Here is a 12,546-nt window from a genome sequence, read left to right as displayed (position 1 = left end):
TCCGTACCGTCGAGGACATGGCTCTGGCAACGCGGACGGATCGACGGCCGTCCATCACACGCACGATCTGGGACTCCTCCGTCGGCAAGAAGTCCGTGATGGCCGTGTCCGGCCTGGTCATGCTTGGCTACCTCGTCGTGCACATGCTCGGAAACCTCAAGATCTTCTTCGGGGCGGACGAGTTCAACGGCTACGCCCACTGGCTGCGCACCCTCGGCTCGCCCTTCCTGCACCACGAGTGGGCCCTGTGGCTCGTGCGCGTGGGGCTGCTCGCCGCGGTCGTCGCCCACGCCGTGTCCGCCTACCAGCTCAGCCGCCGTGACATCAAGGCCCGCCCGGTGAAGTACGCCCACAAGCGCCGCCGCGCGAGCTATGCCACCCGCACCATGCGCTGGGGCGGCATCATCCTCGGCCTGTTCATCGTCTGGCACCTGCTCGACCTCACCACGCTCACCGTCAACGAGCGCGCGTGGTCCGGCCACCCGTACGAGAACGTCCTGTCCACCTTCTCCACCTGGTACGGGAACACCATCTACATCGTGGCCATGGCCGCCCTCGGCCTACATGTCCGCCACGGCTTCTGGAGCGCCGCGCAGACCCTCGGCGCGGGCAGCGCCCGACGCGAGCGGACGCTGAAGTTCCTGGCCAACGGCCTGGCCCTCGTCCTCTTCGCCGGCTTCGTGTCCGTCCCCGTAGCCGTCATGACCGGAGTGGTGAACTGACCATGAGCGCACCCCTGCACGACAGCGACCAGCAGCCCCACATGCAGCAGCCCCACATGCAGCACCCCCACTACGCCGCCTACACCACCGGCGAGCCCGTCGCCGACGCCAAAGCCCCCGAAGGCCCGATCGCGGACCGCTGGGACCGGCGCCGCTTCGAGGCCAAGCTCGTCAACCCGGCCAACCGCCGCAAGCACACCATCATCGTCGTCGGCACCGGCCTGGCGGGCGGTGCCGCCGGCGCGACCCTCGCCGAGCAGGGCTACCACGTGGTCCAGTTCTGCTTCAGCGACTCGCCGCGCCGCGCCCACTCCATCGCCGCCCAGGGCGGAATCAACGCCGCGAAGAACTACCGCAACGACGGCGACTCGGTGCACCGCCTCTTCTACGACACCGTCAAGGGCGGAGACTTCCGCGCCCGCGAGTCCAACGTCCACCGCCTGGCCCAGATCTCCGTGGAGATCATCGACCAGTGCGTGGCCCAGGGCGTCCCCTTCGCCCGCGAGTACGGCGGCCTCCTCGACACCCGCTCCTTCGGTGGCGTCCAGGTGTCCCGCACCTTCTACGCCCGTGGCCAGACCGGCCAGCAGCTCCTGCTCGGCGCCTACCAGGCGCTCTCCCGGCAGATCGCCGCGGGCAACGTCGAGATGCACGCCCGCACCGAGATGCTCGACCTGATCGTCGTCGACGGCGTGGCCCGCGGCATCGTCGCACGCGACCTGATCACCGGCGAGATCTCCACGTACTACGCCGACGCCGTGGTCCTGGCGAGCGGCGGCTACGGCAACGTCTTCTACCTCTCCACCAACGCCATGAACTCCAACGCGACCGCTGTCTGGCGGGCGCACCGGCGCGGCGCGTACTTCGCCAATCCCTGCTTCACCCAGATCCACCCCACCTGCATCCCGCGCACCGGCGACCACCAGTCCAAGCTCACCCTCATGAGCGAGTCCCTGCGCAACGACGGACGCATCTGGGTTCCCAAGGCCCAGGGCGACACCCGCGCCGCGGCCGACATCCCCGAGGCGGAGCGCGACTACTACCTGGAGCGGATCTACCCCTCCTTCGGCAACCTCGTGCCCCGCGACATAGCCTCCCGCGCCGCGAAGAACGTCTGTGACGAGGGCCGCGGCGTGGGCCCCGGCGGCCAGGGCGTCTACCTCGACTTCGCGGACGCCATCCGGCGCATGGGTCGGGACAAGGTCGCCGAGAAGTACGGCAACCTCTTCGAGATGTACGAGCGGATCACCGCGGAGGACCCGTACGAGGTCCCCATGCGGATCTACCCCGCCGTGCACTACACGATGGGCGGCCTGTGGGTCGACTACGACCTCCAGACGACCGTCCCCGGCCTCTTCGCCATCGGCGAGGCCAACTTCTCCGACCACGGAGCCAACCGCCTCGGTGCCTCCGCACTGATGCAGGGACTCGCCGACGGCTACTTCGTGCTCCCCTCCACGATCAATGACTACCTCGCCCGCCACCCGCACCAGGACACGGTGGACGACAGTCACCCCGAGGCCGCGGCGGCGATCCGCGAGACCCGCGACTGCCTGGCGAAACTCCTCGCCGTCGACGGCGACCGCACGCCCGACTCCTTCCACCGCGAGATCGGTGAACTGATGTGGGAGTACTGCGGAATGGCCCGCAGCGAGCAGGGCCTGCGCAAGGCGCTCGACCGCATCCCCGAGATCCGCGAGGAGTTCTGGCGCCGCATCAAGGTCCCGGGTCGCGGCGAGGAGTTCAACCAGTCGCTGGAGAAGGCCAACCGCATCGTCGACTACCTCGAACTCGCCGAGCTGATGTGCCTCGACGCGCTCGCCCGCGCCGAATCCTGCGGCGGCCACTTCCGCGAGGAGTCCCAGACCCCCGACGGCGAAGTAGCGCGCCGCGACGAGGAGTTCGGATACGCGGCCGCCTGGGAGTACCAGGGCACCGGAGCCGCCCCCGTCCTGCACAAGGAAGACCTCGTCTTCGAGTACGTCCACCCCACCCAGCGGAGCTACGCATGAAGCTCACCTTGCGCGTCTGGCGCCAGCGCGGCGCCGACGCCCCCGGTCACATGGTCTCGTACGAGGTCGACGGCATCTCGAAGGACATGTCCTTCCTGGAGATGCTCGACACCCTCAACGAGGACCTCATCCTGCGCGGTGAGGACCCGGTCGCCTTCGACCACGACTGCCGCGAGGGCATCTGCGGCGCCTGCAGCCTCGTCATCAACGGCGACGCCCACGGCCCGGAACGCACCACCACCTGCCAGCTCCACATGCGGTCCTTCGCCGACGGCGACACCATCGACGTCGAGCCGTGGCGGGCCGCCGCCTTCCCGGTGGTCAAGGACCTCGTCGTCGACCGCGGCTCCTTCGACCGCATCATCCAGGCCGGCGGCTACATCACCGCCCCCACCGGTTCCGCCCCCGAGGCGCACGCCACCGCTGTGCCCAAGGCCGACGCCGACTTCGCCTTCGAGCACGCCGAGTGCATCGGCTGCGGCGCGTGCGTGGCGGCCTGCCCCAACGGCTCCGCGATGCTCTTCACCTCGGCCAAGGTCAACCACCTGAACGTGCTCCCGCAGGGCTCTCCGGAGCGAGAGACCCGGGTGCTCGACATGGTGGCCCGGATGGACGAAGAGGGCTTCGGCGGCTGCACCCTGACCGGCGAGTGCGCCACGGCCTGCCCGAAGGGCATCCCGTTGCCGTCGATCGCCGCGATGAACAAGGAGTGGCTGCGGGCGGTGCGCAAGGGCCCCCGCTGACCCCGGAGTCCGGGGCCCGTGCCCCTGACCCCGTCCCGCCCCCGCTTCCGCCTCCGCCCCGCTCCGCCTCCGCCCCGCCCCTGCGCCGATCGGCTGACCGGCACGGCCCGTACCGCGCCGCGCCCCGGCGCCGCCCGGGCCGTGGGGGACAGTGGCGCCATGCCAGAAGCCCCCGCCGGGTCCGGACCGCGTCGCCGAGCCGTACTGGCCGCCGCCCTCGCCCCGCTGGCCGGAGCCGGGTGCACGGGCGGGGAAGCCTGGCGCACCCCGGCTCCCGGTGCTCCCGGTCTTCCCGGTGCTCCCGGTGCTCCCGGTCTTCCCGGTGCTCCCGCCGGGCCCAAGGACGCCCTGGTCATGGTGATCCGGCACGCGGAGGAACCGTACGCCGGTGGCGTCGGCCGGGACGCGGAGGGCGAGGACGACCCCGGTTCGCTGGCCGGCCGCGGTTGGCGCCGGGCCGAGCGGCTCCCGCGCCTCTTCCCGCCGGCCCCCGGTTCCTCGTTGCCCCGTCCCGCGGCGGTCTTCGCGGCAGGCGGGAAGGGGGCCGTCACCCCCGCGCGGTGCCGGCAGACGGTGGCGGCGCTCGCCACCGCGCTGCGCACTCCTGTCCGCGTCGAGTTCGCCGTCGGCGCCGAAGCCGCCCTCGTGCAGGCCGCGTTGGCCGCACCGATGCCCGTACTCGTCTGCTGGGAGCACAGCGGGATCCCGCGCCTGGTCCGGGCCCTCGGCGCCGACCAGGTCCCCGGCACCCCGGCGACCTGGCCCGACCGCCACGACCTCGTCTGGATCTTCACCCGCCGCCAGGGGCGGTGGGGCTTCCGCGAACTGCCGCAGCACCTGCTCCCCGGCGACGTCTGAGCCGCACCACGGGATCAGACCGCCGTCCGCTCCACGGGGATCCACAGCTCCGCCGTCGCCTCCGTCCCGTCCCCGGACACCCGGGTGCGCAGGATTTCGGGCCCGGGCCGGCTCCGGTAGGGGTTGGACGGGAACCACTGCGTGAACACGTCCCGCCATAGGTACTGGAGCGTCTGCGGAAACGGGCCGGAGCTCTCGAAGACCGCCCACGTGCCGGCCCGGACGGTGAGCGCGTCCATGTCCTCGGGCACCTCGCTGCGGGTCACCACCCCGTGGTAGTAGTCGAGTTCGGTTCCTTCCGCGCGGCTGTCGTCCAGGTTGTCGCTCGCCGAGATGATCCCCTCGGGTTCCTGGTCGGACAAGCGCTCGATGCGCTGCAGCGTCTCCTGGTCGATCGCCCGGATGAAGGTGGCGATGGCCGGGTTCATCCCCTCGTGCACCAGCGGGACCCGCGCCTTCCTGCCGACCACACGGAACTCGTCCTTCTCCACGACCTTGTACTCCATGCTGCTGCTCCCTTCGACAATGAGGCGGAAGGACATCCGTGGCTGGGACCGCAGGGTCGCACCAGTGCGCCTGGCCTCGCCGGGACCGATGCCGTGCACGGCCCGGAACGCACGGGCGAAGGCCTCTCCCGAGGTGTAGCCGTAGCGCACCGCGATCTCCAGGAGCGTCCGCTCCCCGCCCAGCACCTCGGCGCCGGCGACCGTCAGCCGCCTGCGGCGGATGTACTCCGACAGCGGCATTCCGGCCAGGGCGGAGAACAGCCGCCGGAAGTGGTATTCCGACGTCACCGCGATCCGTGCCAGTTCGGCCGCGTCGATCGGCTGGTCGAGGCGATGTTCGATGTGTTCCACGGCCTGGTTCAACCGGTCCAGCATCCTGTGTCCTTCCCTTTCGATGCCTCAGGTTAGGAGGGACCCACCATGGCGGACCCGACATCCTGTGCCCGGTCCGGTCCGGTCGGGTCCGGTCGGGTCCGGTCCGGACGTGTCCGACCATCCCGCCCGGGGCCGGGCGCGGAGCCCGGCAGGGGTGCGCGTACGGTCGGCACATGCACGACCAGCGAGACCATGACCAGGTTGCCGGCCGACCGGCGCACGAGCGGGCCGACCGGCCGGCCGCAGCGGCCGAAGCGGTGGTGTTCGTGTGCGCGGCATGCGGCGTTCCCCTGACAGGGCCGCTGACACGGCTGCCCGAGGTTCCCGAGGCGCCCCACTACGCCTGGTGGGAAGCAGACGAGCAGGGTCCGTCACCGGCGACCGTGCCGTCGGGACGCTACGCGATCGAGACCCAGCCGTACGGTGCACCCCTGGTCGTCACCGAGACGCCCGGGCCGGTGATGCCGCGCCACGGGAGTCACGTGAACGTGGACGGCAAGTACCTGGTGTCGCAGGGCCCGCGGGGCAACATCGTCGTCAATCCGGACGACGCCCGCGGCCTGGAGTTGCAGCACGCATCGCCCGCCTGCTGCGGAGCGACCCCGGACGGCGGGATGAACCAGCTGTGCGCTTGCGGCACCCTCGTCGCGACCCTCTGCTCCGACTGCTGCCTGCCCTACGAACTCCATCTCTCGGCCGACCACGTCCGAGCGGTTCGCCCTTGAGTCGAGTGCGGGCCGGCACCCGGAAGGGACCACCGGCTCCCGCCCGGCGCACCGTCAGAAGGCGTACCGGATCCTCAGCCACGGCGCACGGGCGGCGACGAGTGCGCGCATCGTCTCGACGGCCCCGGCCTTCACCCCGTTGCGGTAGCGGACGTTCCAGCTTCCGTTCTCGGAGCGCTTGGGCTGCTGGAGTTCCGGCCGCCACAGCGCCTCCTCCGCGCGGGGGTGCCAGCCGAGGTTGAGGTCGTGCAGGTCCTCGTTGTGCGTCAGCAGGATGACCTCCGCGGCTGCCTGGTCCTTCACCGGACCGGGCAGTACGTCGTCCATGTGCTCCAGCAGGAGGGCCCAGTCCTGCTGCCAGCCCGGACGCAGGACGACGGGCGAGAGGTTGAAGTGGACCTCGTACCCGGCTTCCAGGAAGTCGCCGGCGGCGGCGATGCGGCTCTCCACCGGGCTGGTGCGGATGTCCAACAACTTGGAGTCCTCTTGGGGCATGACGGAGAACCGCACCCGGGTACGACCCCGCGGTTCCAGGAGGAGGAGGTCGGGGTTGACGAACTTGGTGGCGAAGGAGGCCTTCGCGGAGGGCCACCGGGCGAAAGCACGGACCAGGTCGGCGACGTTGTCGCTGATCAGCGCGTCGACGGAGCAGTCGCTGTTCTCGCCGATGTCGTAGACCCATGCGGTCGGATCGCACTGGTTCGCCTCCGCCTTGGGGCCGAGGCGCGCGATGTGCCGGGAGAGGTGGGCGATGATGCGATCGGTGTTGGTGAAGACGGTGATCGGGTTGGCGTACCCCTTGCGGCGCGGAACGTAGCAGTAGGCGCACGCCATGGCGCAGCCGTTGGCGGGTCCGGGGGCGATCCAGTCCGCGGAACGTCCGTTGGGGCGGGTGGTGAGGGTCTTCTTCACGCCCAGGACCAGGACCTCGCTCTTGAACCGGACCCACCGGTCGACGTTGCCCTCGTTGCCGTGCAGGTGCGGGATCCGCCAGTGCGAGTCCACGGGGACGACCTCGGCACCGGGGAAGCGGGCGATGACCTGCCGGCCGCGCGGGGAGGCAGCGGCCGCGGGCTCGGCGTGGATCGTCCGCACGGACAGCAGTCGGCGCGCGGCCGCGGAGTCGCGGAACAGCGGGCGGGCACCGCCACCGGCCGGGACGGGTGCCCCCGTGACGATGTCCTCCAGACCGAACAGGGCGTCGTCCTGCTGCTCGGTGCCCTGCTGTTCGGCCGGTCGGCCCCCGTGCGGCTGGGCAGCCATCTGCGTCTCCTGTGCGTTTCGGTCGGCCCTCCACTGTAGGCGGACCGGCGGACGGGCCGGCTCCGTCGTCCTCGGCGGGGCGCGCCGCGAGGTGTCGTCAGGGCGGCGTGTCGCCCGCGGCGCGGTGCGCCCGGGCGACCTGCGCCACGTCGCCCAGCCGGTCCAGCCCGCGTACGGCCCGGGCCATGCGCGGATTGCCCGCCAGCCGGGAGCGGTGCCGGTCCAGGAAGGCCCAGTAGCCGACGGTGTAGGGGCAGGCACGCTCGCCGGTGCGGTCGGCGGGCCGGTACCGACAGCCTCCGCACAGGTCGCTCATCCGGTGGATGTAGGCGCCGCCCGAGGTGTAGGGCTTGGTGGTCATCAGCCCGCCGTCCGCGTACTGGGACATGCCCACCACATTGGGCAGCATCACCCAGTCGTAACCGTCCACGAAGCACCGGTGGAACCAGTCCGTCACCTGCACCGGGTCCCAGCCCCGCTGGAGGGCGTGGCTGCCGAGGACCATGAGGCGGGGGATGTGGTGCGTCCACCCCGTGTCCCGGACCTGCGCCAACACGGTGGACAGGCACCGGGCCGCGGGCGCGTCCGCGTCCAGCTCTGCGAACCACGCGGGCACGGGAGCGGTGTGGTGCAGGTCGTTGCGGTGCCGGTAGTCCTCGCCGAGGTGCCAGTAGAGGCTCCACACGTACTCGCGCCAGCCGCACACCTGCCGGATGAACCCCTCCGCGCTGTTGAGGGGCACGTGTCCGGCCCGCCACGCTTCCTCGGCCCGGGTCACGCATTCCCAGGGGTCGAGGAGCCCGAGGTTGAGGGAGGAGGACAGCAGGCTGTGGCTCATCACGGGGTCCCCGGCCAGCATGGCGTCCTCGTGCGCGCCGAAGCCGGCGAGGCGGTGCGTGACGAAGTGGTCGAGCGCGGCCAGTGCCTCCCGGCGGCTCGCGGGGAACAGCCGGGGGCCGTCGCGGCCCACGAAGGTGATCCCCTCCTCGCGCTCCCAGCGGTCCAGGTCCCGCCGGACTCCTTCGTCGATCTCGTCCTCACGGGGCCGGTACGGGGGCGGCGCGCCGAGGGTGTCCCGGCCGCGGGGCGGGGGCTCGCGGTTGTCGTGGTCCAGGTTCCAGCGGCCGCCCGCCGGCCGGTCGCCGTCCATCAGGACGTCGTGGGTGCGCCGGGTGTGTTCGTAGAGGTTCTCCTGGAGCAGCCGGCGCCCCTTCTGCCGTGCGGCCCAGTCCGCGAACTCCCGGTGGCCCACGAGGAACCCGCGGGCCGGATGGACCGTGACCTGCGGCAGCGAGGCCACGAGGGCGAGGGCGGCGCGGGAGGTCGGGTGGTGCACGGAGACGGGTGCGTCGCCCACGGCCCGGACGAGGCCTTCCCGGTAGGTCTCTGCCGTGACGTACTCCGCGCTCGCGCCGAGGTCTGCCGCCCGGTGGCGCATGGCGCTGAGGACCAGATGGGCCTTGGCCCGGTGGAACCGGCGACGGCGGAAGACGGCCCGCGACTCGATCAGCAGCCACCGGGTGTTCCTCGGTGTCCCGCCGGCGGCGGTGGCCGTGAAGTGCGGGCCGAGCTGGTCGCCGAACAGCCAGTGCACTGGACTCATGCCCGCATCCAACCAACCAGGAACGGGCCGACGGCGACCGACGCGACCGTCCCGCGGGGTCGAACGCCCGTACCGCCCGTCGCCCCGACGTGAATCGCGCCCGGCACCACGACGCGCCCGGCACCACAACGCGCCCCGCACCACGACGCGCGGGGCGTCTCCCCGACGAGCACGCTGATGACGGTGTACGCGGGCCCGCAGCCCGCCACCGCCATCACCACGGAGTCGAACGTCCCCCGCTGGTGCTGCTCCCGTCCCTGCGCCAGCCGCTACCCACGAGGAGCGACGCCCTGGCCGGACCCGAGGGCCCGCGCCAGGTACGGGGCCGTGCGACTGCCCGGTGCGGAGGCGACTTCCGACGGCGTGCCCGCGGCGACCACGCGGCCGCCCGCCGTGCCGCCGCCCGGACCCAGGTCGATGACCCAGTCCGCGCCCGCGACCACCTCCATGTCGTGCTCCACGACCACCACCGAGTGTCCGGCGTCCACCAGCCCGTGCAACTGCCGCAGCAGTACCCGCACATCGGCCGGATGCAGCCCGGTCGTCGGCTCGTCCAGCAGGTACAGCGTGTGGTCCCGGCGCAGCCGCTGCAGTTCCGTCGCCAGCTTGATCCGCTGGGCCTCGCCGCCGGACAGCTCGGTGGCCGGCTGTCCCAGCCACAGGTAGCCCAGGCCGATCTCCTCCAGCGCCCGCAGGCTGCGCGCCGCCGCCGGGGCGTCGGCGAAGAAGCCCGCAGCGGACTCCACCGTCAGCGCCAGCACCTCGGCGATGCTCAGGCCCTGGTACCGGACCTCCAGGGTCTCGGCGTTGTACCGGGCGCCCGCGCACTCGGGGCACGGGGCGTACGTACTCGGCAGGAACATCAGCTCCACCGAGACGAAGCCCTCGCCCTGACAGGTCTCGCAGCGGCCGCCCGGCACGTTGAAGGAGAACCGGCCCGCCTTCCAGCCGCGCGCCCGCGCCTCGGGAGCCGCCGTGAAGAGCCTGCGCACCACGTCGAACAGCCCGGTGTAGGTGGCGAGGTTGGACCGCGGCGTCCGGCCGATCGGCTTCTGGTCCACCTCCACCAGCCGCCGTACGGGAAAGTCCGCCTCCGCGAGCCGCTCGCCGACCTCCCGGGCCAGCACCTGCCCCACCAGCGTGGACTTCCCCGACCCCGACACCCCGGTGACGGCGGTGAACACCCCGAGCGGGAACGTCGCGTCGAGAGCCCGCAGGTTGTGCCGGTCCACCCCGGCCAGTCGCACCGTCCCGGTTGCCGCGCGCACCTGCCGGGGGGCCGCGGCGGGCTCCCGCGCCGCGAACAGGTGTCGGGCCGTCGCCGACCCCGCCACCCCGGCCAGGTCTTGCGGCGGCCCGCTGTGGAGCACCTGTCCGCCGTGCTCGCCGGCCAGCGGGCCCACGTCCACCAGCCAGTCCGCGTGCCGCACCACATCGAGATGGTGTTCCACGACGAAGACCGTGTTCCCGGCCTCCTTCAGCCGGTCCAGTACGCCGAGCAGCGCCTCGGTGTCGGCCGGGTGCAGCCCCGCCGACGGTTCGTCCAGCACGTACACGACCCCGAACAGCCCCGACCGCAGTTGCGTCGCCAGCCGCAGCCGCTGCAGCTCGCCCGCCGACAGGGTCGGCGCCGTCCGGTCCAGGCTCAGGTAGCCGAGCCCCAGCTCCGTGACGGGCCCGATCCGGGAACGCAGGTCCTCGGCGAGCACCCGCGCCGCCTCCCCGTCCAGGGCTGCGGAGGCCAGTACGTCGTCCAGGTCGCTCAGTGGCAGCGCCGCCAGCTCCGCGATGGTCCGCCCGGCGAAGGTGACGGCGAGGGCCTCCGGGCGCAGCCGCCGGCCCTCGCACACCGGGCACGGCGAGTCGGCGAGGAACTTCTCGGCGCGGGCGCGCAGGGCGGCGCTCTTGCTGTCGGCGAAGGTCCGCATGACGTAGCGGTGGGCGCTCATGTACGTGCCCTGGTAGGGCCGCTGGATCCGCTCGGCCTCCCGCACCGGGTGCACGGTCACCACCGGCTGTTCTTCGGTGAACAGGATCCACTCGCGGTCCTTCGCCGGTAGCTCCCGCCAGGGCCGGTCCACGTCGTGGCCGAGGGTCTCCAGGACGTCCCGCAGGTTCTTGCCCTGCCAGGCGCCCGGCCAGGCGGCGATCGCGCCTTGACGGATCGACAGCTCCGGGTCGGGGACGAGGAGTTCCTCGCTGGTGCGGTGGATCCGACCGAGCCCGTGGCAGGACGGGCAGGCTCCGGTCGCGGTGTTGGGCGAGAAGGCGTCGGAGTCGAGCCGCTCCGAACCCGGCGGATAGGTCCCAGCCCGCGAGTACAGCATCCGCAGGGAGTTGGACAGCAGGGTCACCGTGCCGACCGAGGAGCGCGAACCGGGGGAGGAGCGGCGCTGTTCCAGCGAGACCGCCGGTGGCAGCCCGGTGACCGAGTCCACCTTCGGCGCGCCGATCTGGTGGATCAGGCGCCGGGCGTAGGGGGCCACGGACTCGAAGTACCGGCGCTGGGCCTCGGCGTAGAGCGTGCCGAAGGCGAGCGAGCTCTTCCCGGAGCCGGAGACCCCGGTGAACACGGTCAGCGCGTCGCGCGGGATGTCCACGTCGACGCCGCGCAGATTGTGCTCCCGGGCGCCCCGGACCCGTACGTAGGGGTCGAGGGACGCGGGGGGAGGGGCAGGGGTACCGGCGGGCTGGTGCATTCGTCCTATTTTAAAGGCTCGCCTTCACAGGCCCGCGATCCGGGCCAGGCGCGCGTGGGAGTCCAGCAGCGCCGTGCGGTCGTACGTGGAGGTGGTGACCAGCAGTTCGTCCGCGCCGGTCCGGTCCGCGACCTCCGACAGCTGCGCCGCCACCTGGTCCTCCGTGCCGTGGAGGTGGCCGACGAGGGCGTCCTCGTAGAGCTCGCGTTCCTTCGGGGTCATCTCCAGCGCCTCGATCTCCTGCGCCGGGCGCAGCGGCGGGAAGGCGCCCCGGGTGCGGGAGTGCGCGAGGGCCCAGGCCTCCGGGACCAGGATGCGGCGGGCCGCTTCCTCGGTGGCGGCGACCGCGACCGTGCCCGAGACCACGACGTACGGCCGCGCGCCCGGGGCGGAGGGCCGGAACTCCTCGCGGTACGCCCGGACGATCTCGCTCACCCGGCCGAGGGCCCGCAGGTCGCCCACCACCAGCGGCAGCCCCGCCCGGGCGGCGATCCGGGCCCCCTCCCCGGTGGCCAGGACGTAGGCCGGGATCCGCAGCCCCTCGGCGGGACGGGCGTGCACTTCGGGGTGGGCCCGCTGGGTGCCGTCGAGCCAACCCAGCAGCTCGGTCAGCTGTTCCTCGAAGCGGTCGGCGTCTGCGGTGTCGCGGCCCAGCGCCCGCCGGATGCCGCCCGTGAAGCCGACCGAACGCCCGAGGCCCATGTCGATCCGGCCGGGGAACAGCGACTCCAGGACCCCGAACTGTTCCGCCACCACCATCGGCTGGTGGTTGGGCAGCATGACTCCGCCCGTGCCGACCCGGATCCGGTGCGTCGCTCCGGCGACGGCGGCGGCCAGCACCGTCGGCGCCGAGCCCGCGACGCCCGGAACGCTGTGGTGCTCCGAGACCCAGAAGCGGTGGTAGCCGAGCTCCTCGGCCGCCCGGGCCAACTCCACGGTGTCGCGCAGGGCCTGTGGGGCCGGGTGGCCCTGGCGGGTACGCGAGCGGTCGAGTATCGAGAGTTTTCGGATCACACAGGACTCAACGCCCGGCGGCCGTG

Annotated in this window: 10 protein-coding genes; 5 read left to right on the top strand and 5 right to left on the bottom strand. The window is 72.4% G+C overall.

Translation table 11 applies throughout. The features are described 5' to 3' along the window. Positions 1-17 precede the first annotated feature (17 nt). The 4 genes from OG207_RS06185 (at position 18) to OG207_RS06170 (ending at position 4,335) form a co-directional block, all read left to right on the top strand. Entirely contained in the window at positions 18-722 is a 705-nt protein-coding gene (locus OG207_RS06185; protein WP_329096630.1) for a succinate dehydrogenase, read from the top strand. Positions 723-778: 56 nt separating this feature from the next. Next, positions 779-2,734 (top strand): fumarate reductase/succinate dehydrogenase flavoprotein subunit, encoded by a 1,956-nt coding sequence (locus OG207_RS06180; RefSeq protein WP_329107462.1) that lies wholly within the window; start codon positions 779-781, stop codon positions 2,732-2,734. Continuing rightward, a complete protein-coding gene (locus OG207_RS06175; protein WP_329096629.1) occupies positions 2,731-3,477 on the top strand; it encodes a succinate dehydrogenase/fumarate reductase iron-sulfur subunit in 747 nt (248 codons plus the stop codon). The genes OG207_RS06180 and OG207_RS06175 overlap by 4 nt, the downstream gene beginning before the upstream one ends. Before the next feature lie 159 nt (positions 3,478-3,636). Beyond that, a complete protein-coding gene (locus OG207_RS06170; RefSeq protein WP_329096628.1) occupies positions 3,637-4,335 on the top strand; it encodes a hypothetical protein in 699 nt (232 codons plus the stop codon). A 14-nt stretch (positions 4,336-4,349) separates the two neighbouring features. On the opposite strand, the gene OG207_RS06165 is transcribed toward OG207_RS06170, so the two are convergent. Next, on the bottom strand, positions 4,350-5,216 hold the full coding sequence (locus OG207_RS06165; RefSeq protein ID WP_329096627.1) for an AraC family transcriptional regulator: 867 nt from the start codon (positions 5,214-5,216) through the stop codon (positions 4,350-4,352). A gap of 173 nt (positions 5,217-5,389) precedes the next feature. On the opposite strand from OG207_RS06165, the gene OG207_RS06160 reads away from it, so the two are divergent. Next, positions 5,390-5,941, top strand: a complete 552-nt coding sequence (locus tag OG207_RS06160; RefSeq protein ID WP_329096626.1) for a hypothetical protein — start codon at positions 5,390-5,392, stop codon at positions 5,939-5,941. 54 nt (positions 5,942-5,995) lie between these two features. On the opposite strand, the gene OG207_RS06155 is transcribed toward OG207_RS06160, so the two are convergent. The 4 genes from OG207_RS06155 to OG207_RS06140 form a co-directional block, all read right to left on the bottom strand. Beyond that, positions 5,996-7,204 carry a spore photoproduct lyase family protein gene (locus OG207_RS06155; protein ID WP_329096625.1) on the bottom strand — a complete coding sequence of 403 codons (1,209 nt, stop codon included), beginning with the start codon at positions 7,202-7,204 and terminating at the stop codon, positions 5,996-5,998. A gap of 97 nt (positions 7,205-7,301) precedes the next feature. Continuing rightward, complete coding sequence (locus tag OG207_RS06150) at positions 7,302-8,807, bottom strand: cryptochrome/photolyase family protein (RefSeq protein ID WP_329096624.1); 1,506 nt, start codon at positions 8,805-8,807, stop codon at positions 7,302-7,304. 269 nt (positions 8,808-9,076) lie between these two features. After that, on the bottom strand, positions 9,077-11,506 hold the full coding sequence (locus OG207_RS06145) for an excinuclease ABC subunit UvrA (protein ID WP_329096623.1): 2,430 nt from the start codon (positions 11,504-11,506) through the stop codon (positions 9,077-9,079). Positions 11,507-11,530: 24 nt separating this feature from the next. Beyond that, positions 11,531-12,520, bottom strand: a complete 990-nt coding sequence (locus tag OG207_RS06140; protein ID WP_329096622.1) for an LLM class flavin-dependent oxidoreductase — start codon at positions 12,518-12,520, stop codon at positions 11,531-11,533. Positions 12,521-12,546 lie beyond the last annotated feature (26 nt).

Origin of the sequence: Streptomyces sp. NBC_01439 (genome assembly GCF_036227605.1) — a bacterium.
GTDB lineage: Bacteria > Actinomycetota > Actinomycetes > Streptomycetales > Streptomycetaceae > Streptomyces.
The sequence above is the reverse complement of the archived record's forward strand: the minus strand, read 5'-3'. Positions and strand labels throughout refer to the sequence as shown.